This is a genomic window from Streptosporangium roseum DSM 43021 (assembly GCF_000024865.1).
Classification (GTDB): domain Bacteria; phylum Actinomycetota; class Actinomycetes; order Streptosporangiales; family Streptosporangiaceae; genus Streptosporangium; species Streptosporangium roseum.
This window is the reverse complement of sequence record NC_013595.1, coordinates 2023119-2047756: the sequence shown is the minus strand read 5'-3', so window position 1 is coordinate 2047756 and position 24638 is coordinate 2023119. Positions and strand designations below refer to the sequence as shown.

Below are 24638 nucleotides of genomic sequence, written 5' to 3'. Positions count from 1 at the left end.
GGGCCAGTGGGGAGCCTCAGGTGAGCTGGTCCGAAATCGCCCTGTGGGTGGTCGCGCCGTACCTGACGGTGGTGATCCTGGTCGGCGGGCTGATCTGGCGCCACCGCTACGACAAGTTCGGCTGGACCACCCGGTCCTCGGAGCTGTACGAGAGCCGGCTGCTGCGGATCGGCAGCCCGCTGTTCCACTTCGGGCTGCTGTTCGTGATCCTCGGCCACCTGTTCGGGCTGGTGATCCCGGAGAGCTGGACCGACGCGATCGGGATGAGCGAGTCGCTGTACCACGTGATCGCGCTGGTCGTGGGGGGTGTCGCCGGGGTGTGCACGCTGGCCGGGATCGCCCTGCTGATCTACCGCCGCCGCACCCGGGGCCCGGTCTTCATGGCGACCACGAGGAACGACAAGATGATGTACGTCGTGCTGGTCGCCGCGATCGTCGCCGGGCTGATGACCACGCTGCTCAGCGCCGCGTTCCAGGCACACGACTACCGCCAGACGGTCTCCCCGTGGTTCCGCGGGATCTTCTTCCTGCAGCCCGACGTCGCGGCCATGATCCGGGCGCCGTGGACCTTCAAGCTGCACACCCTGGTCGGCATGCTGCTGATCGCGCTGTTCCCCTTCACCCGGCTGGTCCACGCCTTCGCCGCCCCGGTGGGCTACCTGTTCCGCCCCTACGTCGTCTACCGCAGCCGCGGCGCGGGCGACCAGGCCGTACGGGCGTCCCGCCCGGGATGGGACCGGTGACCCCGGAGGGCCCCCGGGGCGGAGTCGGCGTCGTCCGGAGTCGTGCGCTCAGCAGCTCAGGTTGCCGCCGGGGGTGGTGCCCAGGATCTGGACGAACCTCTGGTAGGCGTTGATGCGGCTCTGCACCTGCGCCGGGTTCCTGCCGCCGCACTCCAGGCTGCCGTTGATGCTGCGGATCGTCTCGCCGAAGCCATAGCCGTTGACCATGGCGTTGTGCGCGGTCATCGTGCCCGGCCCGTTCTGGCTCATCCAGTACCAGATGCCGGTCTTCCACGCCACCGAGGGATCGGTCTGCACCAGGTTCGGGTTGTTGAGCAGGTTGATGCCGAGCGCGTCGCCGGCCGCCTTGTAGTTGAAGTTCCAGCTCAGCTGGATCGGGCCGCGGCCGTAGTAGGCGGCCTGGCCCGCGGGGCAGCCGTAGGGCTGGCTGAGGTCGCAGTAGTGCGGGTAGTTCGCGGTGTTCTGCTCGACGATGTGGACCAGGCCGCCGGTCTCGTGGTTGACGTTGGCCAGGAAGGCCGCGGCCTCCTGCCGCTTGACGGTGTCGCTGCCCGTCCTCGCGAAGGCAGGGTAGGCGCTCAGGGCCGCGACCAGGCCGTTGTAGGTGTAGAAGGAGTTGCGGCTCGGGAACATCTGGTTGAACTGGGCCTCGCTCACCACGAAGGCTCCGGGGTTCGGCGTCGTCGTGGGCGACGGGGTCGGCGTGGCGGGACCGCAGGCGTACGGCTCCCAGTACCAGGTGCTGATGACCGGGTCGTAGCCCGGGTTGTCGTGCTCGGCCCGGTAGAACTTGCCGTCGGTGTATTTGACGATGTCACCGGTGACATATGACCTTCCGGCCACCCAGTTCGGGTGGTCGCAGCCCGGCCCGGGGGTGGGGGTCGTGCCGCCGCAGGTCCCCTGGTCCGCCCAGACCGCGGCGGTGCCCGGCGTCTCGTTCTGGGTCCACCACTTCGCCGACCAGTTGTGGCCGTTGTGGGAGGCGACGGCGCCGCCGGTGTAGACCGCCCCGGAGCTCCACGGGGTGGCGCAGGCCGCGGCGGAGGCGGAGGACATCGGCGCGACGACCGCCAGCACCCCCGCCACCGCCAGGGCGGCGAGAGCCGCCATGACGCGTTTTCCGAACATCTGATCACTCCTTCGCGCGGCACGGACCGCACGGCATCGACGACGGAACCGGCTGGGGGGAGACCTCGCCGCCGGGAGTCCGTCTCTCCCGGCGGCGAGGGGCTTTCAGCCCAGGCCGTTGAGGTAGGCCCGGTGGTTACGGGAGAACTCGAAGGAGTTGTACTTGTCCCAGTTGATCGACCAGGTCATCAGGCCGCGCAGGTTCGGGTAGACGCCGCGCGGCTTGTACGGCCCGCAGTTGGTCCCCTTCGCCAGGCAGTCGAAGGCCTTCTGGACCTCGGCCACCGTGGTGAAGCCGTTGCCCGCGTAGGCCGCGGCGGGCAGGCCGATGGCGACCTGCTCCGGGCGCAGGGCGGGGAAGACGTTGTTCGGGTTCCCCGCGATCGGGAAGCCCGCCAGCAGCATGTCCGTCATGGCCACGTGGAAGTCGTGGGTGCCCATGGTGTGGTACTGGTTGTCCAGCCCGGTGATCGGCCCGGAGTTGTAGTCCTGGACGTGGAGCAGGGTCAGGTCGTTGCGCATCGCGTGGATGACGGGGAGGTAGGACCCGGCCCGCTGGTCGGCCGAGCCGTTCGCGCCGGGGCCGTAGAACTGGTAGCCGAGCTGGACGAAGAAGGTCTCCGGTGCCATGGTCAGCACGAACTTGGCGCCGTACCTGGCCTTGAGGGTCTTCAGCGCGGAGATCAGGTTGACGATGACCGGGGTGGTCGGGGCGGCGAGGTTGGTGTCGCCCTGGTTGAGGTAGAGCGAGTGGCCCTCGAAGTCGATGTCGAGGCCGTCGAGGCCGTACCTGTCGATGATGGCGCTCACCGACTGGACGAACTTGTCGCGCGCGGCCGCGGTGGTGAGCTGGACCTGGCCGTTCTGGCCGCCGATCGAGATCAGCACCTTCTTGCCGAGCGCCTGCTTGGCCCGGATCCCCGCGATGAAGTCGGCCTCCGGCTCGACGCCGGGGCACTCGGCGACCGGGCACTGCTGGAAGCGGATGTCGCCGGAGGTCACCGAGGTCGGCTCGCCGAAGGCGAGGTTGATGACGTTCCACTCGTTCGGCACGTCGGCCATCCGGATGTAGCCGGAGCCGTTGGCGAAGGAGGCGTGCAGGTAGCCGACCAGCACCCGCTTGGGCAGGCTGCCCGACTGGTCGCCGCCGACCGTGGCGGAGACCGGACCGGACCTGGCCGACTCGCCGGTCGGGTTGACGGCGCTCACCTGGTAGGTGTGCGTGCCCGCGGCGGGGGTGTCGGTGTAGGCGGTGGTGGTCGGCGAGCCCACCTTGACGCCGTCGCGGTAGACGTTGTAGCCGGTCGCGTTCGAGGAGGCGTTCCAGCTCAGCGCCACGTTCGCGCCGCCGACCGTGGCGGTCAGGCCGGTCGGGACGGCCGGGGGCGGCGGGGTGTCGTTGCCGATCACCACCGAGACCTGGTTGGACCTGGGCGACTCGCCCGCCGCGTTGACGGCGCTCACCTGGTAGGTGTAGTTGCCCTGCGGCGGGGTCTCGGTGTAGGTGGTCCCGGTGGCCGTGGCGACCTTGGCGCCGTCGCGGTAGACGTTGTAGCCGGTCGCGCCGGCGGAGGCGGTCCAGTTCAGCACGGCGCTGGTGCGCGTGCTCGCGCTGGTCAGGCCGGCCGGCGCGGCCGGGGGCTGCCCCTGTCCGGCCTCGCCGTCGAGCACGAAGTCGTCGGCCTGGTAGGCGCCCTGGCCGTACCAGCTGTTGACGTAGATCGTCACCGAGGTGGTCGAGGGGCCGGTGGTGAAGGTCCTGGAGAGCTGCGCGTAGGCCGACGGCGAGGAGGTCCACGTGCTCTGGTCGGTCGTGCCGGTGCCGAGCACGCCCAGGAAGACGTAGCCGCCCCGCACCCACGCCGACAGCGAGTAGGACGAGGACGGCTTGACGCTGACGGTCTGCTGGCAGCGCGCGGTGTCACTGCCGGCCGGCGTGGCCTGCAGCGCCTTCGAACCGCCGTGCACCGGCGACGACACCGCCGTGGCACCCGCCGACGCCGAACACGTCCAGCCGGTCAGGTCGCTCTCGAATCCGGGGTTCGTCGCGATGTTGGCGGCGTGGGCGGGCGACGCGGCCAGCATCGTCCCGCTCAGCACCAGTACGGCTGCCGCCGCAAGTTTTCTGAGATTCAATCGATGGTTCATGACCTGCCTCGTGAGGCTGACTGGGGGGTGTCACGGGAGTACGGCCCGCACCCCCGGGGCGGGGACGCGGGCCGTACGGACTAGAAGCCTGCGGTGATCTTGGTGAACTCCCAGTCGGCCTGGGCGATGCCGCTGCAGTTCTCCTGGACGCCGCCGCCGGGGCAGGGGCGGTCACGGTTGACGGACCAGAACGCGAAGCGGGTCAGGCCCTTGGACTTGGCCCAGTCGCGGATCTGGGTCCACTGCGCCGGGGAGGTCAGCTCCTGCTGGTCGGACAGGCCGTTCATGCCGGAGATGCCCATCCGGGCGTAGGCCTGCGCGTCGGTCCAGCCGTTGGCCGACTTCAGCGCGTTCTTCAGGCCCTCGGAGGCGTTGATCGTGTTCTGGTACATGTTGGCGCCGCCGCCGAAGTCGAACGGCATGATCGTGTAGTTGTCGATCGGCACGGCGAGCGCCTTGGCCTGGTTGATCAGGCGGATGCCGGGGGCCGTCGGGCCGCTGGTCGAGGTGCCGAAGGTGACGACGACCTTGACGTTCGGGTTGTTGGCCTTGACGATCTTCAGGCCGTTGAGGATCCGGTCCTGCACGGTGTAGTTCTCGAACTCGTCGGTGTTCTCGATGTCGAAGTCGACCACCGCCGGGCCGACGGCGTTGATGACCTGCTGCACGGCGCCGGCGAAGGCCGCCGGGGTGGAGCAGTTCGGGCCGAGCTTGTTGCCCTGCCAGCCGCCGAAGGAGATCTGCACGTTGCCGCCCGCGGCCTTGATCTGGTTGATGGCCGCCTGGTCGGCGCCGCCGGTCAGCGGGCGCTGGCCGTCCCAGGCCGGGTTGCAGCCGCCGCTGGACAGGATGAACGCCATGGTGAAGGACTTGATCCCGGTGGCGTTCATCACCGTGACCGGGCTGGGCGGGTTGCCCCAGCCGGTGTAGAGGTAGGGCGCGCCGTCCATCTTGCCGCCGGGGTTCGGGCAGCCGGTGGTGGTGCCGGTGACCTGGGTGCTGGAGGCGGACTCGCCGACGGAGTTGTAGGCCCGGACCGTGTAGGTGTGCGCCTCGCACGTGCCCAGGCCGGAGATGGTGGCGGTGGTGCCGGTGACCTGGGCGCGCTGGGTGGTGCCCTCGTAGACGCGGTAGCCGGTCACGGTGCCGGACGACGCGCCCCACGACAGGGAGATGCCGCCGTCGGTCGTACCGGTGACCGACGGGGCGCCGGGCTGGCCGGGCGTGCCGCTGCCGGTGGTGGTGCCGGTGACCGAGCCGCTGACGCCGGAGAGGTTCCCGGCGGCGTCGCGGGCGCGGACGGTGTAGGTGTAGGCGGTCGAGGGGGTCAGCCCGGAGTCGGTGTGGGAGGTGCCGGTGGCGGTGGTCACCAGGGTCGTGCCCCGGTAGACGTTGTAGCCGGTGACGCCGACGTTGTCGGTGGAGGCGTCCCACGCCAGCGAGACGGTCGACGAGCTCGTGCCGGTCACGCGGAGGTTGCCGGGCACGCTGGGCGCCGTGGTGTCACCGCCGCCGGTGGCGACCTTCCACAGGGCGGGGACGTTGGACGGCTCCCAGCCGGGCAGGGAGGTGTGGCCCTGGATGCATTCGTAGTCGACGCCGTTGTAGGTCACCTGTGCACCGGTGGCGTAGGCCGTCCACGCCTGCCACTGGGGGGCGGCGAACACGGCGGCCGCCTGGGGCGCGGCGTTCGCGACGGCGGTGAGCCCGGTGAAGGTCACCGCCAGGGCTGCGAGTACGGCGAAGGCCATGCGACGTAATCTCATGAGCATTCCTAGGGGAGAGTCGCGAGATGCGGCTTGACGGTTCTGGAGAAGTTCCAGTTGTTCGAGGCGTCCCAGTTGATCGACCAGGTCATCGCGCCCCGGATCTCGGGGTAGGCGCGCGGCGGCACGAAGCTGCCGCAGCCGGTCCGGGTGGCCAGGCAGGTCAGCGCCTGGTTGACCAGCGAGGGGGCGACGATCCCGCCGCCGGCCGCGCCGGGCCCGGCGGGCAGGCCGAGCGCCACCTGGTCGGGGCGGAGGCCGTTCTCCAGCTGGATGCAGGCCAGCGCGGTCATGAAGTTGACCGTGCCCTGGGAGTAGGCGGCCATCTGGTCGCAGCCCAGCATCGAGCCGGAGTTGTAGAACTGGGTGTGGACGACCGTGAGGATGTCCTTGATGTTCAGCGCGAGCTTGAAGTACTCCGCGCCGGTGGACTGCATGTCGATGGTCTGCGGGGCCATCGTGATGATGAGGCCGGCGCCCGCCTTGGCGCGCAGCGCCCGCAGCGCCTGGCCCATGTAGGTGGAGTTGAGGCCGTTCTCCAGGTCGATGTCCACACCGTCGAAGCCGTAGCTCTGCATCAGGGCGTAGACGGTGTCGGCGAACTTCGTCGCCGCGGCGGCGCTGGCCACCTGCACCCGGCCGAGCTCGCCGCCGACCGAGAGGATGACCTTCTTGCCGCGCGAGTGGAGCGTCTGCACGTCGGCCTTGAACTGGGCGTCGGTGTAGCCGCCGAGGGAGGCCGACAGGCCGGGGTCGACGCTGAAGACGACCTCACCGGGGGTGGCGGTGGACTCGCCGAAGGCGACCGCGACCAGGTCGTACTCGTTGGGGACCGCCGACAGCTTGAGCTCGACGGCGGGGTTGTCGAAGTTGTGCCAGTAGCCGGTGAGGAAGTGCTTGGGCAGCTGGCTGACGGGGCAGCCGGTGGTGGTGGCGCTGGCCGGGTCGCTCCTCGGACCCTCACCCGCGGAGTTGTAGGCCGCGACCGTGTAGGTGTGCGCCTCGCACACACCCAGCCCGGAGACCGTGGCACCGGTCCCGGTGACCGTCGCCTTCACAGTCGTGCCCTCATAGACCCGGTAGCCGGTCACCGTTCCGCTCGACGCCCCCCACGACAGCGCGACGCTGTTCGCACCGCCCGTCGCCGACACCGCACCGGGCTTGCCGGGCGTCCCGGTGCCGCAGCCGGTGGTGGTGGCGCTCGCCGGGTCGCTCTTCGGACCCTCACCCGCGGAGTTGTAGGCCGCGACCGTGTAGGTGTGCGCCTCGCACACACCCAGCCCGGAGACCGTGGCACCGGTCCCGGTGACCGTCGCCTTCACAGTCGTGCCCTCATAGACCCGGTAGCCGGTCACCGTTCCGCTCGACGCCCCCCACGACAGCGCGACGCTGTTCGCACCGCCCGTCGCCGACACCGCACCGGGCTTGCCGGGCGCGGTCTCACCGCTCCCACCGCCGCAGTCGGCGCCGTTGAGCTTGCAGCCCGCCGGTACGGCGGCCGCCCCGCCGGGGGTGCCGAGGAAACCGAAGCTCACGCTGCCGCCCGCCGGGACGTTGCCGTTCCACCCGACGTTGCTGAAGGTGAAGTGCTGGCCGCTGCGGGCCAGCGTGGCGTCCCAGAAGGACCCAACGCTGATCCCCGCCGGGAGGTCGAACTCGACCTTCCAGCTGGTCAGGGCCGTGGTGGAGTCGTTCTTGATCGTGTACTTGCCCTCGAAGCCGGAACCCCAGTCGCCGACCTTGACGAAGGTGGCGGAGGCCGAGGCGGCCTGGGCGGGGACCGCGACCATCATCGCCGTGACGAGGGCCACCAGGGCGACAAGAGATCGAGCGATGACGCGAAATTTCACGTTAACCTCATGGATTCGGTGGGGGGTGGCCGTACGGCTCACGCCCCCTGGGGGGTGCTCCTCGGGGAGAGCGAGGAGGCGAGGCGCAAGCCGTACGGCGGGTAGGGCGCGTTCCCGGCCCCGCAGGAAGGGCGGGAACGCGCCGTGGATCAGCGCGGGCCGTCGCCCGGCACGGGTGGCGAGGGCGCCGTCACCGGCGGCCCCCAGGGCCTCCGCCCCGAGCGGGTCGCCTGACTTATGGGTTCGGCTCTCCCGCCGACGGGCCCGGGAGCGTCGCGGGTGTGTCGCCGGCCGCCGTCGCCGGTGTGACGGCGGGGCGGGACGGCGCTCGCGTCAGGGCGGTGGCAGAGCCGTTCGCGATCGGATGATCGCCCTCGACCCCCGGTCTCCGGTCAGAGGTCCCGGCGGTGGCCGTGACAGCGGCGGCGTCGGCGCTGCCGGGCAGGGAGGACCCGGGGGGAAAGCTTGCTGAAGCAGTCAGGAACGGTAAAGGCAGGACACGCCGCATGATCGCTCCCATGAGGGGGGAAGCTGGGGGGTGTAGGACGTCCGGACAATCGGACCTTCATGCAATGACGACTGCCGTCGTCGAGTTTCCGCAGCTTGAAATCTGACCGGTCGGCGGCGGGCGGGCCATGCGGACTCCTCTTCGGCATTTCTTTTAGGAAAGTTTCCTAAGAGTTGTCGCGATCGTAGCCTTGACAGACTCTCCCCACAAGGCCCAAAAGCTTCGCATTTCAACGATCCAGCTAGGCACGTTCCAACCTCCGCGCACGGCCGGACACACGAGGTGCCGGGGGCCGGGGCGGAGGTCTCGCCCCGGCCCGCCGCACGAGACCTCCGCCGCGTCAGGCCATGGCCTCGGACAGGGGTTTGCGGACCAGGTCGGGGACCTCGGCGTCGGCGGCCGCGTACCCGATCGGGAACAGGATGTAGGGGCGCTCGTTGGCCGGACGCCCGCAGATGCCGGTCAGGAACGCCATCGGGTTCGGGGTGTGGGTGAGCGTGGACAGGCCCATCGCGTGCAGGGCGGCGATGAAGAAGCCGCAGGCGATGCCGACGCTCTCGTTGACGTAGTAGTGCTTGACCCTGGTGCCGTCGGGGCGCACGCCGTACTTCTCCGCGAAGCAGACCACCAGCCACGGCACCGTTTCGAGGTAGCCCTTGTCGGAGCCGGTCTCCAGGTGGGCCAGGGCCGAACGCCACTCCGGGGTCAGCCGCCCGCCCTCGTAGTTCTGCCGCTCCTCGATCTCGGCCGCCTCCCTGATCCGCCTCCTGGTCTCCGGGTCGCCGATCACGACGAACTTCCACGGCTGCTGGTGAGCCCCCGAGGGCGCGGTGTTCGCCGTCCTGACGGCCAGCTCGACGCACTCGCGCGGCACCGGCTCGTCGCTGAAGAACCGCACGCTCCGGCGCCGGTCCATGTGCTCGTAGAACTCCCGGCCTCGGGTCACCATCTCGGCCTCGGGATAGCGCACGGGCCGGTAGGGGATGAATGGATGGGAATGTTCCCGCGCCACGTTTGCCTCCATAGTTGGCATATATGCAGGCGTAGTCTGAATTGTGGCTATGGGTGGGGCAACACCACGGTCGATCCGCTGTCAGATTGACAGCGCCGGATAAGGCCCGCACTCCGGAGGTGGACAGATTGGCAGCTCGGAGAGACGGACTGGACGAGCTCGACCGCAAGATGCTCCATCTGGTCAGGGAACGTCCGCGCACCGGCCTGCTGGAGATCGCCCGCCTCCTCGGCGTCGCCCGGGGCACCGTCCAGGCCCGCCTGGACCGGATGGTCGCCGACGGCGTGATCACCGACTTCGGCCCCAACCTCTCCCCGCGCGCCCTCGGCTACCCCGTGCAGGCCTTCACCACCCTTGAGGTGGAGCAGATCTCCCGCCCCGACATCTCCACCGCCCTGGCGGCGATCCCCGAAGTCCTCGAAGCCCACATCGTCACCGGCCCCGGCGACGTCTGGTGCCGCATCGCCGGACGCGACCACGAGCACATCCAGCAGGTCATCGACCAGACCCTGGCCATCCCCGGAGTACGGCGGAGCAGCACGGTGATCACCCTGTCCACCGTGGTCCCCCACCGGGTCCAGCCCCTGGCCGACGGCGGGTGAGGCGACCTCCACGGGCGCCCCGGACCCGCCAGGACGGCAGGCGCCTTCCGGGGAGTACCGTGATACGGACCCCGTACCACCCCCTGGAGCACCGCTATGTTCTTCGGCATCACCGATATATGGACCTATGTCATCGGCGCCTTCTTCATCATCCTGCTGCCCGGCCCGAACTCCCTCTACGTGCTTACCACCGCCGCGCAGCGCGGCGTGCGGCAGGGATACCGCGGGGTGGCGGGCGTCTTCCTCGGTGACACCGTCCTGATGGTGCTCGCCGCCGCCGGGGCCGCCTCGCTGCTGCGCTCGTCGCCGGTCCTGTTCAACGTCGTCAAGTACGCCGGAGCGGCCTACCTGGCGTGGATCGGGTTCCAGATGCTGCGGGGGGCCTGGCGCTCCTGGCGGTCGGCCGGGACCGAGGAGGCCGCCGCCGCGCCGGTGACGGCCATGGAGGACCCGTTCCGCAAGGCCCTGGTGATCAGCCTGATGAACCCGAAGGCGATCCTGTTCTTCATCTCGTTCTTCATCCAGTTCGTGGACCCCGCCTACGGCACGCCCGCGCTGCCGTTCCTGATCCTGGGCGCGATCTGCCAGCTTTTCAGCGTGCTGTACCTGTCGGCGCTGATCTTCGGCGGCACCTTCCTGGCCCGCCAGTTCCGGGCGCGCCGCAAGCTGTCGGCCGGGCTCACCTCGGGGGTGGGCGCGCTGTTCATCGGCTTCGGCGCGAGGCTGGCCACCGCGACGCTCGGTTGACCTTGATCGCGAGACCGGCTACCGCGACGCCTGGTTGACCTTGATCGCGACGCTGACGAGCGAGAGGAACAGGTCGGCGTCGGCCTTGCCCTCGATCGTCATGGTCACCCACCCGGCGTCCCTGCCGGGGGTGACCCGCCGGCAGTCGGTGAGCACCCGGGCCCACCGGTCGATCACGGCGGTGGTGAGCAGCAGCTCCGCGGTGTGATCGCCCGGCATGCGGACGATCTCCCGGCCGCCGGACCGGAACCCGAGACCCCTGCGGGTGCGTTTCAGTGCCAGATCGGGCCAGCGGACGAGCTGGGCCGCCACGTTCGCGACACCCTCGGTCGACCGGTCGGACGTGTGCGCGCGCACTGCCATATTCGAATCGTCGCGGACCGGACGCCATCGGGAAAGCATCCGTTTCCGAACCGTTACGGGCCTGCCGTTCTTCCCGGTGGGACGGCGGTTCCCGCGGCCTCCCAGGCGGTCCCTCCTCCCGGACGGCGCCGGGCGGGTCATGCGGTATCGGAAGGTTATAGAGAAGGCATGCATTCGGTTCGGGTACGGTAAGTGGCCCGTGAACGCCGGAATAACCTTCCTGTAAGTACACACGACAAACCCGACATGTCTGGCAATCCGCTGTCGGGGTAGGCGCGGAGCACAGCGCCGGTCATTCCACCGTCCCGTGGAGCATCATGAGCCATGCACCCGTCGTCCTCCCCCGCCTCACCGCCCTGGCCCGTCAGGCGGTTCCGAAGATCCTGGAGGGCGTCGTCGCCCCCCTCGCCGTCTTCTACGCCGCGCTGGCCGTCCTCGGTCTCACGGGCGCGCTGATCGCGGCGGTGAGCTGGGTGTACGCGGGAGTGGGGTGGCGGCTGGTCCGGCGGGTCCCGGTGCCCGGGACGATGATCCTCGCCGCCATCGCGATCACCGTCCGGGCGCTGCTGGGGCTGTGGAGCGGGAGCGCGGTGCTCTACTTCCTCCAGCCCGAGCTGGGCACGATCTGCATCAGCATGGTCTTCCTGGCCTCGGTGCGGCTCAACCGCCCGCTGGTGCAGAAGCTCACCCTCGACTACATCCACCTGCCCACGGCGGTGCTGAAGCACGAGCGGGTCCGCCGGTTCTTCGCCCGGATCACCCTGCTGTGGGCCTTCGTGCTGTTGGCCAACTCCGCGGTGAGCATCTGGCTCCTGCTCCACCAGTCGATCGGCACCTACCTGCTGGTCCGCACCTCGGTCGTCGCCCTGATCAGCGGCCTGGCGGTGGCCGTCTCCGTCTACGCCTTCCGCCGCGTCCTGCGCCGCCTGCACCACGACCCGGCCCCCGCCCCCGCCGCCTCCCCCGCCTAGGGGCGCACCCGCTCGGCCAGGGCGGAGACGCCCGCCGCCGGACGGCGCGGACGACCGCCGGCAGGCCGCCCGGAGCCGGGACCCGCCGAACGGCAACCGCCGGGCGGTAGGGACACGAAGGGGAGGGCAGGGAGGTCTCATGGTCATCGCACAACAACCGAGACGCTGGGCGGGGCTCCCGGTCTTCGCCGTCGCGCTCGTCCTGGTGGCAGTGGTCGGATCGCTGTCGGCGGTCAACGCCGGCGGCGAGTACCTGGCGCTGGAGCGCCCGCCGTGGGCGCCGCCGCAGTGGCTGTTCGGCCCGGCCTGGACGGTGCTCTACATCATGATCGCCATCTCCGGCTGGCTCGCGTGGTCGGCACGGGGCTGGACGCCCGCCCTCGGCGTCTACGCCGCCCAGCTCGTCCTCAACGCGGCCTGGACCCCGCTGTTCTTCGGCGCCGGCCGGTACGGCCTGGCCTTCGCCGAGATCGTCGTGCTCTGGGCGGCGATCGCGGCCACCATCGTCCTGTTCCGGCGGATCAGCCGGGTGGCCGCCTGGCTCCTGGTGCCCTACCTGCTCTGGGTCACCTACGCGGCCTCACTGAACTTCGCCATCTGGCGGCTCAACTGAGTCGAGCAGCCCGGCCTCGTGGGCGAGGATCGCGGCCTGGACCCGGTTCCGCGCCCCGAGCCGGGTGAGGATCGCGCTCACGTGGGCCTTGACGGTCCCCTCCACCAGGTAGAGGCGGCGGGCGATCTGCCCGTTGGACAGCCCCTCCCCCACCAGGGCCAGCACGTCGCGCTCCCGCGGGGTGAGGGCGGCCACCTGCTCCCGGGCGGCCACCACGCGGGTCATCCGTCCGCCGGTGAGCTGGGTGATGACCCGGTGCGCGACCCGCGGCGAGAGGTAGGCGGCGCCCTCGGCGACGGCGTGGATCCCGGCCAGCAGCTCGCGAGGGTCGCCGGACTTGAGCAGGAACCCGCCGGCGCCCTCGCCGAGCGCCCGGGCGATGTAGTCGTCCTCGCCGAAGGTGGTCAGCATCACCACCGCGGTGCCGGGCGCGACCCGGCGCAGCTCGGCGACCGCCGCGAGCCCGTCCATCCGGGGCATCCGGATGTCGAGCAGGACGACGTCGGGGCGGTGGCTCAGGACGAGGTCGATCGCCTCCCGCCCGTCGCCCGCCTCCGCGACCACCTCGATCTCCGGGTCGGCGGCCAGGATGGCCCGCACCCCGGCCCGGATCATGGCCTCGTCGTCGGCCAGCAGCACCCGGATCACGTCGCTCCGTCCTCGCAGGGGAACCGGGCGACGACCTGGAAGCCGCCGCCGTTCGGTCCCGATTCGAACGTACCGCCCGCCAGCCGCACCCGCTCGCGCAGCCCTATCAGCCCCAGCCCGCCGCCCCGGGGCCGGCCGGCCGGCGTCTGGGCCGCCTGGTTGGTCACGGTCACCGTGATCCCGCCGGCGTCCCGGAGGACCTCGACCGTCACCGCGGAGCCGGGGGCGTGCTTGGTGGCGTTGGTCAGCGACTCCTGCACGACCCGGCAGGCCGTACGGTCCCGCAGCGACTCCTGCCCGCGCAGCTCCACCCGGAGGCCCGACTCCCGGGCCCGGTCGACGATCTCGGCGACGCTCTCCTCCGGCGGGGCCAGCGGCGCCCGGTCGTCCTCGCGGAGCACGCCGATGACCCGGCGCAGGCGCTCGGTGGTCCCGGCGGCGGCCTCGCGGAGCTCTCCGGCTGCTTTGCGGTGCCGTTCGGCCAGGTCGGGTGCCATCTCCAGGGCGGCGGCGCGCAGGGCGATGAGCGCGAGGTCGTGGCCGAGGGAGTCGTGCATGTCCTGGGCGATGCGGTTGCGCTCGCGGAGCTGCGCCTGGGCGACGACCAGGCGCTGCTCACGGGCGCGCTGCCCGGCCCGCTGCCCCACCAGCCTGCCGATCAGCCACGGCAGGAGACCGGAGAGCAGGACGCCGGACAGGACGGTGACCCAGAACCGCGTGGTCGCGGCGTCGGGTCGCGGACCCGAGGAGGAGACGAGGGCCAGGGCCGTGCCCGTCCCCAGGATCACGGCGAACGCCAGCGTCGCGGGACGCGGGTCCGCCGCCCGGCGGCCGGCCAGGTAGGAGAACACGACGGTCCCGAGGGTGAGCCCGTTCAGCGGGCCCAGCTTGGTCATGCCGTCGAGCCGCCAGAGCTGGGCGGTGGCCAGGCCCTCGGCGACGTTCCACGACCCCAGTACCAGGACCAGCAGCATGGCGGCCAGCGGAGCCTCGCGGCTCACGAGCACGGCGGCCCCCAGCGCGATCACCCCGGCGGCGGCCACCAGCAGCGCCACCTGGCCGGTGGCCGGCTCCCACCAGAGAGGGACGGCCGGGGCCAGGAACGCCGGCAGGCAGAGCAGGGCCCAGAGCAGCAGGTCACGCCGGACCTCCCGACGGCCCGGCCGCCTCATCCACCTCATCACGACTGTGACGCTACAAGGCCGCCCGGCCGGGCGTCTCCGCCGGAGGTAACAGGCCTCCCCTGACGAAAGTAGGGGGTCGGAAGGGCCGATCGCGCGATGTGGCGGCCCCTGCCCGGTTCCTAGGTTCGACGGGACGGATCCCCTGAGGGCTCTGACGGGCCGGAGCCCTGAGGGCTCTCAGGGGTGGCGTCCGCCGACTTCCGGGTCCTCCCCCGATGCCCGGGGCCCGGCGGATCGTCAGCGTGCTGTCAGAGATCCCCGACACCATAGGAGCGCGGCTGTGACACAGGCCATCCTGGACACCCTGCACGATGTGATGACCTCCCCTTGGATCTACCTGGCGCTGTTCGCGCTGGCGATGCTCGACGGGTTCTTCCCCGTGGTGCCCGCCGAGACGTCCGTCATCACGGCGGGGGTGTTCGCCGCCTCCACCGGCGCGCCGAACCTCGCGCTGGTGATCGTGGTCGCGGCGGTGGGCGCGTTCGCCGGCGACCACATCTCCTACGCCATCGGGCGCGCCACCAACAACCGGCTGCGCGGCGGCAGGCGGAGCGGCAAGGCGTTCGCCTGGGCGGAGAGGGCGCTGGCCGAGCGGGGCGGGCTCGTGCTGGTGGTGGCCCGCTACATCCCCGGCGGCAGGACCGCCTGCACCCTCACCATGGGCGCGGTCGCCTACCCCCGGCGCTCGTTCGCCCTCTTCGACGGGGGCGCGACCGTCGCCTGGGCGCTCTACTCCGCGCTGATCGGCTACGTGGGCGGCGCGGCCTTCGAGAACGACCCGGTCAAGGGCCTGCTGCTCGGTCTCGGCATCGCCCTGTCGATCACCGCGGTGGTCGAGGCGGTCCGGCACGTGCGGCGCCGCCGTACCGCCGGGAAGCGGGCGGCGGTCCTCGTCGGCGCGCGTGACTGACCACCGCACCGCGTGACGCGCAGGTGTGTACGGCACGACCGCGTGACGCGCGGGTGCGTACGGCACGGCGTGACGTGCGGGTGCCGCCGATCAGGGAGGGGTTCCCGGCCGGTCGGGGCCCGCGGGGCGTCCGGGGCTCATCCCCGCCGCCAGATCAGGGTGTGCCATCCGCCGTCCTCGACGGCGGCCAGGATGAGCCGGTCGCCGTCGAAGTTCAGCTCGTGGATCTGGATGGTGCCGGTGACGGCCGGATCGAGCGCCATCTCGACGTCGTGGGCCACCTGGCCGTCACGGGCCTCGTACCGGCCCGAGCAGCAGAAGAACGACGCGAACGCCTCGGCCTGCTCCTGGGGACACGCCTGCCGGGAGCCTGTTCCGCGCAGCGGAGGGCGTCCGGCCCGCGCGACGGTCGCGCTCATGTAGCCGTCGGAGGTGTAGCAGAGCAGGCCCACCGCGTCGCGGCCGAAGGGGTGGGAGATCCGACCGCCCGCGTGGGCGATCCGCCACTCGACCAGCCTCCAGGCTCCGACCAGATCCATGCCCGCGAAACTATGATAATCGAAGCCAGCAGGTCAACAGCCCCGACCTTGATATCAGGGAATTCCCGCCCAAGTCAGGGATAACCCCTATGGCTCCGGCACTGACCGGCACGGGACGCTGCCACTGGCCCACCGCACGACCACCCCCGGACGCCTCCACGAGACGTCCCGGTCATCTCGCCATGTCTGGATCTGCTCTGAGAGGAGTGCGCATGACTGTCGTGGCAGCCGGCCTGGCATTGCTGGGATCGCTGTTCTTCGCACTCGGGGCCGCGCTGCAGCAGTTCGAGGCCGCGGGCGCGGTCCCGGCCACCCTGCGCCGGCTGATCAGGCGTCCTCGCTGGCTGCTCGGCGGTCTCGCCATCGCGGCCGGCACCGCCCTGCACGTCGTTGCGCTGAAGTACGGCCCGCTCACGGTGGTCCAGCCGATGGGCGTGGCCAGCCTCCTGTTCGCCCTGCCCTGCGCCGCCGCCCTGCGGCGCCGCAGGCCGCAGCCCGGCGAACTCGCCGCCGCGGCCGTGATCGCGATCGGGCTCATCGGCCTGGTACTGGTCGTGCCCGAGCACACCGGCGAGCCGCGCCTCGGCACCGGGGGGGCGGTGGCCCTGCTCGCGGGGGCGGCCACCGCCGCCCTGGCGCTCTGGGCCGCCGCCCTGCAGGCGCCCCCGGCCAGGCGGGCCGGTCTGCTGGCGATGGCGGCCGGGGTGCTGTACGGCGCGACCGCCACGCTCACCCGGGTCCTGGTCGACGGGGAGTGGGAGCCGTGGTTCCTGCTCGCCGTCCCGTTGCCCGCCCTGATCGCGCTGGCACTGCTGCAGCGCGCCTACGCCGTCGGCCACTTCGGCGTCGCCTTCGCCGCCCTCCAGGTGGCCGACCCTCTCACCGCCGTCGCCTTCGGGGCCCTCCTGCTCGGCGAGCCCCTGCCGACCGGCGCGGCGAGCACGCTGACCGCGCTGGCGGCGGGCGCGCTGACCGCCGCCGGCACCGTCGCCCTGGCCCGCACCACACCGATGTCCCCCACCCCCCTGCCGGCCGCCCGATGAACGTCGCACCGTCCCCTCCCCAGCGTCTCCCGGCCATCCGATGAACGGAGCCCCCATGGTCATGTCAGCCGCGCCCGCGCTCGCCCCGGCCCCTCTCGCCACCCGGCCACGCCGGGTGCTGATCGGCACCGACACCTACCCGCCCGACGTGAACGGCGCCGCCTACTTCACCCACCGGCTGGCCGGCGGCCTGGCCGAGCGGGGCAACGAGGTCCACGTGGTCTGCGCCTCCGACGAGGGGGCGGCCAGGACCGAGCACGTGAACGGCGTGACCGTGCACCGGCTCCGCTCGGCGCCGGTGCTGGTGCATCCGACCATGCGGATCTCGGTGCCCACCCGGCTGGACCGGCTCATGGCTGCCATCGCCCCGGACGTGGTCCACGTCCAGGGACACTTCGTGGTCGGCCGCGCCGCGATCTCGGCCGCCCGGCGCGTGGGCGTCCCGGTTGTGGCGACCAACCACTTCATGCCGGACAACCTCTTCCAGTTCGCGCACATCCCCGGTCCGCTCCGCGAGCGGGCCGGCGACCTCGCCTGGCGGGACTTCAGGCGCGTCTTCTCCCGGGCGGACCGGGTGACCACGCCGACCCGGATCGCCGCGGGACTGCTCGCCGGGAAGGGTTTCACCCGTTCGGTGGAGCCGGTCTCGTGCGGCATCGACCTCAGCCGGTTCCGGCCGCACACCGGCCCCAAGGCGTGGGCGCGCGAGGCGTTCGGCCTGCCCGACCGCGACACCGTGCTGTTCGTCGGGCGGCTGGACGAGGAGAAGCGGCTGGACGAGCTCGTCCGCGCCCTGCCGTACATCCTCAACGGGACCGACGCGCAGCTCGCGCTGGTCGGGACCGGGGGGCAGCGGGCGGCGCTGGAGAGGCTGGCGGCCCGGATCGGGGTCGGTGACCGGGTGTTCCTCCTCGGGTTCGTCCCCGACGAGGCGCTTCCCCGGGCCTACGCCGCCGCGGACGTCTTCGCCATGCCCGGGGTCGCGGAGCTGCAGAGCATCGCCACCCTGGAGGCCATGGCCACCGGGCTGCCGGTGGTCGCCGCCGACGCGATGGCCCTCCCCCACCTGGTACGGCCCGGCGAGAACGGCCGGCTGTTCCGGCCGGGTGACGTCCAGGGGCTTGCCCGCCACCTCAACGACCTGCTCTGCGCGCCCGGCCTGCGCGGCGTGATGGGCGCGGCGAGCCGTGCGATCGCGCTGACCCATGACCACCAGGCCTCCCTGGCCCGGTTCGAGACGATCTACCAGGAGGTGGCCCGATGAGCGCGGACCCGGTGTGGCGCTGGCCCGGGATGGCGGGGGCGGCGGCCGCCGCGGCCTCGACGGCCTGCGCGCACGTGGCCGCCGCCGGCGCGGTGGACCCGATGAAGAGTCTGACCAGTGACTACGCGCTGCTCGACACCAGCGCCTGGGCCATGGCCGGCGGCACGATCATGCTGGCCATGGGCTCCCTGTGGGTCGCGTACGGCCTGGCGCGGACCGACCCCACGCGCAGCGCCGCGACGCGTGTCCTGTTCGTCGCCGGAGCGCTGGGACTCTTGCTCACCGCGGCCTTCCCCCTCGACGCGGCCCCCGGCGCCGCCTCGGCCGGCGGGGAGATCCACCGCTGGGCGGCGGCGGTGGTCTTCACCGCGCTGCCCTGCGCGGGCTGGATGATGGGCCGCCGGTTCCGGAACCCGGCCCTGTCAGCCGTCAGCGTGCTGGCGACGGGGCTGCTGGTCGCGTTCCTGGCGGCCCGCCCGGGGTCGCTGACCGCGGACCTGATCGGCGGCCCGGACTACTACGGCCTGATCGAACGCCTGCTGCTGCTCAGCGAGACGGCGCTGGTCTTCCTGGCCGCCCGGGGCATGGGCAACCTACCAGAGAGTAATAAAAGAGACATATCCCCGCTTACTGACTCTCCCCTTACCTACGCTAACGTAGGTTACGGTTCCGTAGTGAGTGAGGGAGAGCCTTATGCGAGAGTTCAGTCAGACCGAGCTGCTGCTTGAGCTTGAGCCCGTTGTCGCCGGAGAGCTGGACCGGCACCACAAGGTGGCCAAGGAGTGGTTCCCGCACGAGTACGTCCCGTGGTCCGAGGGCAGGGACTACGACGGCCTCTTCGGCGGTGACGCGTGGGTCGAGACCGACTCGAAGATCCCCGAGGAGGCTCGGGTCTCGCTCATCGTCAACCTGCTGACCGAGGACAACCTCCCCAGCTACCACTACGAGATCGCCACCGCCTTCGGCCGCGACGCCGCCTGGGGCACCTGGGTGCACCGGTGGACCGCCGAGGAGGGCCGGCACGGCACCGCCATCCGCGACTACCTGACGGTCACCCGCGCGGTCGACCCGGTCGCCCTGGAGCGGGCCCGCATGAACCACATGGGAGAGGGCTTCACCAACGCCTACGAGGGCGTGCTCCACTCGCTGGCCTACGTCTCCTTCCAGGAGCTGGCCACCCGCATCTCCCACCGCAACACCGGCAAGGCCTCGCAGGACCCGAACTGCGAGCGCCTGCTCGCCAGGATCGCCGCCGACGAGAACCTGCACATGCTCTTCTACCGCAACCTGCTCGACGCCGCCTTCAAGCTCACCCCGAGCCAGACGATGCGCGCCGTCACCGACGTGGTGACCACCTTCCAGATGCCCGGCACCGGGATCGAGGGCTTCACCCGCAAGGCGATGACCATCGCCAACGCCGGAATCTACGACCTGCGCCTGCACCTCGACGACGTCCTCATGCCGGTGCTGCGCCAGTGGGCCGTCTTCGACATGAAGGACCTCGACCCCGAGGGCGAGAAGGCCCGTGAGGAGCTCGCGGAGTTCCTCGCCCGCCTGGAGGTCTCCGCCTCCCGCTTCGTCGAGCGCCGCGAGGCCCGCCGCGCCCGCCAGGCAGCCCAGGCCTGATCGCTCCTCCGAGGGACCGGCACGTTCGGTCCCTCGCGTCCGTTCCCGCCGTTCTTTCGTCCCGCCGTTCTGCCGCCGGCCGTCTGCGGCATGGCATGACAGCACCCGCCCGGGTCACATCAAGGCGGGAACCTGCTGGGCGAGGACGAAGACTCCCATGGCCAGGACAACCCAGCCGAAGGCGCGACGGAGCCGGTCAGGGTTGACGTGGCCGGTCAGCTGTCCGCCGGCCAGACCGCCGACGACGGCGGCGGCGGTGACGACGGCCGCCAGGCGCCAGTCAATGGTGACGGTCTGCAGATAACCGGCGAGTCCGGCCAGTGACTTCATCGCGATGACCAGCAGGGAGGTGCCGACGGCGGCGGCCATCGGCATGCCGCCGAGCAGGACCAGGGCGGGCACGACCAGGAAGCCGCCACCGGCGCCGACCAGGCCGGTGACAACGCCGACGACGATGCCGTCGATCAGGATCCTGCCGACCGGCAGGTCGGCGCCGGTCTTGGCGGAGACGCGGGAACGCCCTCTGATCATGGCGATGGCGGTGGCCACCGTCATGGCGGCGAAGCCGCCGAGCAGGATGGTCTCCGGCAGATACGGGCCGATCAGTCCGCCGGCGTAGGCGCCTGCCATGCCGGCGGCACCGAAGATCAGGCCGGTGCGCCAGCGGACGCGCCCGGCACGGGCGTGGGAGATGAGGCCGGCGGCGCTGGTGGTGGCGACCACCAGCAGTGACATCGCGATCGCGGCCTTACCCGGCACGTGGGCGATGTACATGAGCATGGGCACCATGAGGATGGAGCCGCCGCCACCGAACAGGCCGAGGGTGACGCCGACCACGGCGGCGGCGAGCACCGTCGCGGTGAGCGTACAGGTGGTGATCATGGCCGGGCCTCGCCGCCGCGCAGCCGGGCGATGACGGCGTCGATGTCGAAGTCCCGGGTGCGGTTGTAGGGCAGTTTGGCCAGGGCCATGCCCATCGCACAGGTGTCGGTGACGGCGGCGAAGGTCAGCCCGGCGCCGACGAACCCGGCGATGAACCGGGCCTGCGGCCACCGGATGCTGGCCAGGACCGAGGTGGCGACGATGCCGCCGGCCACCAGCCGCACCTGGCGCTCCAGCCCCCAGCGCCGGGCCCGGGTCCCGGGAATCGGACATGACGTGGAGGTGGTGGGGGCACCGGCACCGGTCCAGGCGTTCATCCCACCCTCCAGCACCACCACGTCGACCAGGCCTGCGCGGGTCAGCGTGGTGTGCGCCCGGGTGGCCCGGCCACCGGACTGACAGATCAGCAGCATCGTGCCGCCGGCGTCGGCGACGATGCGCCGCAGGTGGGTGTCCACCTGGTCCAGGGGCAGGTTGACCGCGCCGGAGATGTGGGCGGAGGCGAACTCGCCGGGAGTGCGCACATCGACGACGAGCACGCCGGGGTCGGCCGCGATCAGAGCGCGGGCGGCGGGCACGTCGATACTGGTCTTCACACTCATGATCAAGAAAATCCTGTTCTTCGGGAGCGGGTGGAGATGGCCGGATCGGGGTGATGGCCGATCGGCGGGGGCAGGTCAGGCGGCGGCCGGGCGCCGGAGCAGGTCGGTGACGCCGGCGCCGGTCAGCACGACCGGCCGGTAGCCGGCGGCCAGCAGCAGGCCGGCGGCGATGCTCGCGCGGCGGCCGGAGCCGCAGGCGACCAGGACCGGACGGGAGGCGTCCAGCTCGGCGGGGATGCCGTGAGCGACCAGGTCTGCCAGGAAGCGGTGGATCCCGCCGGGCAGCGCGGCAGCGGCGTGTTCGCCGGGCATCCGCACATCCAGCAGCTGGGCGCCGGGCCGGGCCAGCCGGGCGGCGAAGGCGGAAAGGTCCAGCAGCTCGAAGGTCTGGTCGGCGGCCGGCCCGGGGTCGGTGATGACGCCGCGCACGGTGTCGACGCCGATCCGGGCTAGCTGGGTGACGGCCTCGGCGACGTCCTGGCCGGGGTCCGCCACCAGGACCAGGGGCGCCTGGTAGGGCAGCAGCCAGCCCGCCCAGCTACCGAAGTCGGTGCCCAGCTCGATCCCGACCGCCCCGGGAAGCAGGCCGCCGGCCTGCCGGGCGCGCGGGCGGATGTCCACCACGCGGGTGCCCTCGGGCTGGTCGGCCAGATCCTCGACGCCCAGCGCGGGCACGCCCAAGGGCGGCATCGGCGGCACGCCCATGGTGTTGGCCGGCCCCATGTACTCGTAGAACGCCGGGATCGGCATCGGGGCGGCGAGCAGCTCATCGGCGAAGGCCTCGGCGTCGCCGACGGCCAGCAGCGGGTTGCCGGCGAGCTCGTCGGCGATGGTGGAGGTGTAGCGGCCGGCACCGGTGGCGGTGCAGAACGACCCCTCGCCGTGGGTGGGCAGCAGCTCCACCCCGCCGGGCAGGCCGGCCAGGCGGTGCAGCGAGCCGTGCTGCAGCCTGGCGAGGGTGCGGGCCCGCTGCGGGCCCAGCAGGTCCGGACGTCCGGCCGAAGAGACCAGCAGGCTTCCGCCGGAGAACACCGCGACCGGCTCGCCGTCGATGAGCACCAGATAGCTCGTGTGCTCGGGCGTGTGGCCCGGGGTGTGGATCGGGCGGATGCTCAGCCCCCGCCCGCCGGGGATGTCCTCCATGTGGAAGGCGGGGGTGTGCGGGTAGGCCGCGGCGGCCGCGGCGGGAAGCACCAGCTGCGCGCCCGTGGCGAGAGCGGCCTGCTCTCCGCCGGAGACGTAGTCGTTGTGCAGATGGGTCTCCAGCACGAAGCGCAGCTCCACATCCCGCGCGGCGACCTCGGCCATGAAGCGGTCGATGTCGCGCTGGGGGTCGACGAGGATGCCGTGCCCCTCGTGGGTGAGCAGGTAGCTCTGGTCCCCCAGGCCGGGGGTGCGGAACGAGATGATCTCCATCGGGATCCCTTTCAATCGGATAAAAATACCCCGGGGGGTATACAGAGGGCAGAGGTGTGCCCCTCCAGCCCCCGGGCCGGGGGGCAGGCATGGGCTCTATGGCGGCGCCGCCCTCACGGGCGAACCGCGCGGCGCGAGGCCGGCCGGGGCGGCGGGCGCGACGGGAAGGGCCACCGGCCCCCCTCGGCCACTACGGCGATATACCCCGGGGGGTATGCCGGAGGCATGGGTATGCGGAGCCGGGTCGGCGCCACGGGCCCATGCCGTCCGCCGTCCACGGCAGGCCGCAGACCCACCCCTCACGCCAGGGACAGAAAGAGCTTCTCCAGCTCCTCGACACTCATCGGAGCCTCCTCGCCGCGAGCCTGGGCGGCCTGGCAGTGACGCATCCCGCTGGCGACGATCTTGAACCCGGCGCGGTCCAGCGCCTTGGAGACGGCCGCGAGCTGGGTGAGCACCTTCGAGCAGTCCTCGCCGGCCTCGATCATCCCGATCACACCGGCCAGCTGTCCGTGGGCCCGGCGCAGGCGGGTCACCGCGTCGCCGACCATCGACTCGTTCATCTCCATGCCACCAACATACCCGGGGGGGTACCCTGAGACAAACGGCGCCGCCTCGCCGGCGTCTTCGGCCCCTCTCGTCGCGCACCCGCCGGTGGACCCGGGCCTCAGGAGACCGCGACCGCCTGGCGGACCTCGTCCACGCCCGTTTCCTGACGCAACCGGCGCAGGAAGAGCAGCACCAGCAGCGCGGCCAGGCCGGTGGTGACCGGCGGGACCAGGAAGGCCAGGGAAGGGCCGGAGCGGTCCACGAGCTGGCCGGCGACGGCCGCGCCGGTGGCGATGCCCAGGCCGATCGATCCGTTGAGCCAGGTGAACGCCTCGGTCCTGACCTCGGCGGGGATCAGGGTCTCGACCAGGGTGTAGCCGGTGATGACGGCGGGGGCGATGACGAACCCGGCCATGGCCGCCCCGCCGTACAGCAGGGGGATGGATCCGGCGAGCGTCAGGGCGGCGGTCGTCGCGCAGAGCAGGCCGACGGTGGCCGCCAGCCGGACCGGGGCGCCGATCCGCCAGCGGACGACGCCGTAGAGGATGCCTCCGGCGAAGCTGGCACCGGAGAAGGTCGCGTAGATCGGCCCGGCCGCGGCGGCCTGACCCAGCGCGGCGCTGTAGGAGGTGATGCCGACCTGGAGGCTGCCGAAGACGGTGCCGAGCGCGACGAAGGCCACCGCGAGCACGGCCACGCCGCGCAGCCGGAGCACGCCGCCCTGGGAGCGGACCCGGACCGGCATCGGCTCGGGGGCGCCCTTGCGGACCACGGCGAACACCAGCGTCCCCAGCACGACCATGACCAGTGCCGCCAGCAGCGCCCAGACGGGCGAGAACCCGGTCGAGACGGCCACCAGCAGCACCGGGGCGAGAGTGAAGGTCAGCTCGTCGGTGATGGACTCGACGGCGAAGGCGGTGCCCAGCCTCTCCGAGCGGCCCAGCAGGTGCGCCCAGCGGGCCCGGACCATCGAGCCGACCTGCGGCATCGAGGCACCGGCCAGTGCCGAGAAGACCACCAGCGGGACGGCCGGGGCATGCGCCGAGGAGAGCGCCAGCAGGACGCCCAGCGCGGCGGCGTGCAGGACGACCTGCGGGATGAGCACCTTCGGCTGGCCGTACCGGTCGGCGAGCCGACCGGTCTGCGGGCCGACCAGCGCCTGCGCCACGGCGGCCGCCGCGGCGGCGATCCCGGCCACGCCGTACGAGCCCGTGGACCACTGCACGAGCAGGAGGACGCCGAGCTGCAACATGGCGTACGGCAGGCGCGCGAGGAACGCGGGAGCGAGGAAACGCCAGGCGCCGGGGGAGCCGAGCACGGCGAGGTAGGACTTCATCAGTCTCCGTCCGAGTCCAGACGGAGCGCAGCCCGGTCCGGGAGCGCACCGTCATGGTGGGCTTCGACCGGGGTAGATACCGCTCATGGCGGCCGCCGTGCGGTCATTGCATGCATTCGTTCAGAACACAACAATCAGCCATCTTAAGCCACGAATCGGACTCGAAGTGAGCCCGCGCCGCCGCCGGG

24 protein-coding genes are annotated in these 24638 nt (G+C 71.7%); 10 read left to right on the top strand and 14 right to left on the bottom strand.

Features of this window, described 5'->3' with window-relative positions:
* Positions 1-20 precede the first annotated feature (20 nt).
* Positions 21-743, top strand: coding sequence for a respiratory nitrate reductase subunit gamma (narI, locus tag SROS_RS09270; protein WP_012888654.1), 723 nt, complete (start codon positions 21-23; stop codon positions 741-743).
* Between the two features lie 48 nt (positions 744-791).
* Here the strand turns inward: narI and SROS_RS09265 are convergent, their stop codons facing one another.
* The 5 genes from SROS_RS09265 to SROS_RS09245 all read right to left on the bottom strand — a co-directional run bounded on the left by SROS_RS09265 (position 792) and on the right by SROS_RS09245 (position 9155).
* Complete coding sequence (locus SROS_RS09265; RefSeq protein WP_012888653.1) at positions 792-1871, bottom strand: glycoside hydrolase family 19 protein; 1080 nt, start codon at positions 1869-1871, stop codon at positions 792-794.
* A 105-nt stretch (positions 1872-1976) separates the two neighbouring features.
* On the bottom strand, positions 1977-4019 hold the full coding sequence (locus SROS_RS09260; protein ID WP_012888652.1) for a carbohydrate binding domain-containing protein: 2043 nt from the start codon (positions 4017-4019) through the stop codon (positions 1977-1979).
* An 80-nt stretch (positions 4020-4099) separates the two neighbouring features.
* Positions 4100-5785, bottom strand: a complete 1686-nt coding sequence (locus SROS_RS52780) for a fibronectin type III domain-containing protein (protein ID WP_012888651.1) — start codon at positions 5783-5785, stop codon at positions 4100-4102.
* Positions 5786-5793: 8 nt separating this feature from the next.
* Complete coding sequence (locus tag SROS_RS47280; protein ID WP_012888650.1) at positions 5794-7635, bottom strand: cellulose binding domain-containing protein; 1842 nt, start codon at positions 7633-7635, stop codon at positions 5794-5796.
* 848 nt (positions 7636-8483) lie between these two features.
* The gene (locus SROS_RS09245; protein ID WP_012888649.1) at positions 8484-9155 is read right to left on the bottom strand and encodes a nitroreductase family protein; all 672 of its coding nucleotides are present in this window, start codon (positions 9153-9155) and stop codon (positions 8484-8486) included.
* Between the two features lie 128 nt (positions 9156-9283).
* Here SROS_RS09245 and SROS_RS09240 point away from each other — a divergent pair, with 128 nt between their 5' ends.
* Positions 9284-9757 (top strand): Lrp/AsnC family transcriptional regulator, encoded by a 474-nt coding sequence (locus tag SROS_RS09240; RefSeq protein WP_012888648.1) that lies wholly within the window; start codon positions 9284-9286, stop codon positions 9755-9757.
* A gap of 96 nt (positions 9758-9853) precedes the next feature.
* Positions 9854-10504 (top strand): leucine efflux protein LeuE, encoded by a 651-nt coding sequence (leuE, locus tag SROS_RS09235; protein ID WP_012888647.1) that lies wholly within the window; start codon positions 9854-9856, stop codon positions 10502-10504.
* Positions 10505-10522: 18 nt separating this feature from the next.
* On the opposite strand, the gene SROS_RS09230 is transcribed toward leuE, so the two are convergent.
* Positions 10523-10867 (bottom strand): luciferase domain-containing protein, encoded by a 345-nt coding sequence (locus SROS_RS09230; protein ID WP_148269002.1) that lies wholly within the window; start codon positions 10865-10867, stop codon positions 10523-10525.
* 317 nt (positions 10868-11184) lie between these two features.
* On the opposite strand from SROS_RS09230, the gene SROS_RS09225 reads away from it, so the two are divergent.
* Both SROS_RS09225 and SROS_RS09220 read left to right on the top strand, forming a co-directional pair.
* Entirely contained in the window at positions 11185-11838 is a 654-nt protein-coding gene (locus SROS_RS09225; RefSeq protein ID WP_012888645.1) for a VC0807 family protein, read from the top strand.
* Positions 11839-11977: 139 nt separating this feature from the next.
* Positions 11978-12451: a TspO/MBR family protein gene (locus SROS_RS09220; RefSeq protein ID WP_012888644.1), complete on the top strand. Its 474-nt coding sequence runs from the start codon at positions 11978-11980 to the stop codon at positions 12449-12451.
* Here SROS_RS09220 and SROS_RS09215 read toward each other — a convergent pair.
* Together SROS_RS09215 and SROS_RS09210 are read right to left on the bottom strand one after the other, a co-directional pair.
* Positions 12419-13099, bottom strand: coding sequence for a response regulator (locus SROS_RS09215; RefSeq protein ID WP_012888643.1), 681 nt, complete (start codon positions 13097-13099; stop codon positions 12419-12421). The genes SROS_RS09220 and SROS_RS09215 overlap by 33 nt on opposite strands.
* Complete coding sequence (locus SROS_RS09210) at positions 13096-14280, bottom strand: sensor histidine kinase (protein WP_245564723.1); 1185 nt, start codon at positions 14278-14280, stop codon at positions 13096-13098. Before SROS_RS09210 ends, SROS_RS09215 begins: the two co-directional genes overlap by 4 nt.
* Before the next feature lie 283 nt (positions 14281-14563).
* On the opposite strand from SROS_RS09210, the gene SROS_RS09205 reads away from it, so the two are divergent.
* Positions 14564-15193, top strand: a complete 630-nt coding sequence (locus SROS_RS09205) for a DedA family protein (RefSeq protein WP_012888641.1) — start codon at positions 14564-14566, stop codon at positions 15191-15193.
* A 137-nt stretch (positions 15194-15330) separates the two neighbouring features.
* Here SROS_RS09205 and SROS_RS09200 read toward each other — a convergent pair whose 3' ends face one another.
* A complete protein-coding gene (locus SROS_RS09200; RefSeq protein WP_012888640.1) occupies positions 15331-15732 on the bottom strand; it encodes a lipocalin-like domain-containing protein in 402 nt (133 codons plus the stop codon).
* 212 nt (positions 15733-15944) lie between these two features.
* On the opposite strand from SROS_RS09200, the gene SROS_RS09195 reads away from it, so the two are divergent.
* Genes SROS_RS09195 through SROS_RS09180 form a run of 4 tightly spaced genes read left to right on the top strand, consistent with a single transcriptional unit; the run spans position 15945 to position 19665 of the window.
* On the top strand, positions 15945-16775 hold the full coding sequence (locus SROS_RS09195) for a DMT family transporter (protein WP_012888639.1): 831 nt from the start codon (positions 15945-15947) through the stop codon (positions 16773-16775).
* 55 nt (positions 16776-16830) lie between these two features.
* Entirely contained in the window at positions 16831-18039 is a 1209-nt protein-coding gene (locus SROS_RS09190; protein ID WP_012888638.1) for a glycosyltransferase, read from the top strand.
* Positions 18036-18767 carry a DUF998 domain-containing protein gene (locus tag SROS_RS45815; protein ID WP_012888637.1) on the top strand — a complete coding sequence of 244 codons (732 nt, stop codon included), beginning with the start codon at positions 18036-18038 and terminating at the stop codon, positions 18765-18767. The genes SROS_RS09190 and SROS_RS45815 overlap by 4 nt, the downstream gene beginning before the upstream one ends.
* Entirely contained in the window at positions 18733-19665 is a 933-nt protein-coding gene (locus SROS_RS09180) for an acyl-ACP desaturase (protein ID WP_012888636.1), read from the top strand. The genes SROS_RS45815 and SROS_RS09180 overlap by 35 nt, the downstream gene beginning before the upstream one ends.
* A gap of 114 nt (positions 19666-19779) precedes the next feature.
* Here the strand turns inward: SROS_RS09180 and SROS_RS09175 are convergent, their stop codons facing one another.
* The 5 genes from SROS_RS09175 to SROS_RS09155 all read right to left on the bottom strand — a co-directional run bounded on the left by SROS_RS09175 (position 19780) and on the right by SROS_RS09155 (position 24450).
* On the bottom strand, positions 19780-20547 hold the full coding sequence (locus SROS_RS09175; protein WP_012888635.1) for a sulfite exporter TauE/SafE family protein: 768 nt from the start codon (positions 20545-20547) through the stop codon (positions 19780-19782).
* Positions 20544-21149 carry a rhodanese-like domain-containing protein gene (locus tag SROS_RS09170; protein ID WP_012888634.1) on the bottom strand — a complete coding sequence of 202 codons (606 nt, stop codon included), beginning with the start codon at positions 21147-21149 and terminating at the stop codon, positions 20544-20546. Before SROS_RS09170 ends, SROS_RS09175 begins: the two co-directional genes overlap by 4 nt.
* A gap of 75 nt (positions 21150-21224) precedes the next feature.
* Positions 21225-22565 (bottom strand): MBL fold metallo-hydrolase, encoded by a 1341-nt coding sequence (locus SROS_RS09165; protein ID WP_012888633.1) that lies wholly within the window; start codon positions 22563-22565, stop codon positions 21225-21227.
* Between the two features lie 299 nt (positions 22566-22864).
* Positions 22865-23134, bottom strand: coding sequence for a metal-sensitive transcriptional regulator (locus SROS_RS09160; protein WP_043651653.1), 270 nt, complete (start codon positions 23132-23134; stop codon positions 22865-22867).
* A 98-nt stretch (positions 23135-23232) separates the two neighbouring features.
* Positions 23233-24450, bottom strand: a complete 1218-nt coding sequence (locus tag SROS_RS09155) for an MFS transporter (protein WP_012888631.1) — start codon at positions 24448-24450, stop codon at positions 23233-23235.
* Positions 24451-24638: the final 188 nt, after the last annotated feature.